At 47.4% G+C, this 740-nt stretch carries 1 protein-coding gene; it reads left to right on the forward strand.

Features of this window, described 5'->3' with window-relative positions; all coding sequences use genetic code 11:
• Positions 1 to 161 precede the first annotated feature (161 nt).
• Entirely contained in the window at positions 162 to 593 is a 432-nt protein-coding gene (locus R7P74_RS26245; RefSeq protein ID WP_005466989.1) for a hemerythrin domain-containing protein, read from the forward strand.
• Positions 594 to 740 lie beyond the last annotated feature (147 nt).

A 740-nucleotide genomic window follows, 5' to 3' on the forward strand; every position in this document is an offset into this window, starting at 1 on the left:
GCAAAACGCCATTGAAGATGGTTGTGAAAACCTTAAAGAGAATCTGAACGCGGAAGACAAAGATTGTTAAGCGTTCACCTCATCCACCAACAGCAAAAAAGGGCGGCGTGATAACCGCCCTTTGTTTTACCAACTATTCTTAATCCGATAAGGAGGCAGAGATGAAGAACATATTCGATGTGCTAAAAGAAAGTCATGAAAAACAGCGCCTTTTGCTGGATGCACTGATGGAAACATCCGGAGATTCCCCAACTCGTCGAGAGTTTTATCGCGACCTAAAGCACGAGCTTGAGCAACATGCCGCCGCTGAAGAGCGTTACTTTTATGCACCGCTGATTGAGAGCGATAAGACGATCGATATGACACGTCACGGTATTGCTGAGCACCACGCCATCGACAAAGTGATCGCTCAGTTGGATGACACCGCGTGGAGCTCGCCCGCTTGGCTTACGCACATGAAAACACTGCGCCACAAGGTACTGCACCATCTGGAAGAGGAAGAGCAACGCTTTTTCCAAATGGCAGGCAAGGTGATGTCCGATAAACAAAAACAGCAGTTGGCCAATGACTATATCGAAGAGATGGCCAGCTAAGCGTTATCCCATCGCTAAGGATTAAGGAGGTCGAATGTTCATCGTCAAATATTATCTACTTGGCGCGCTGGTTGCGTTGCTCGCTGCTATCTACATACCTCAAATCGTAGTGAGTTTACTGCTGCTTTGGGTTTCGCTTTCCTTAGC

It is taken from the genome of Vibrio sp. 2033, assembly GCF_033339735.1.

Coding starts and splice junctions, on each gene's coding strand:
- R7P74_RS26245 (WP_005466989.1), top strand. CDS start 162: ATGAAGAACATATTCGATGTGCTAAAAGAAAGTCATGAAAAACAGCGC.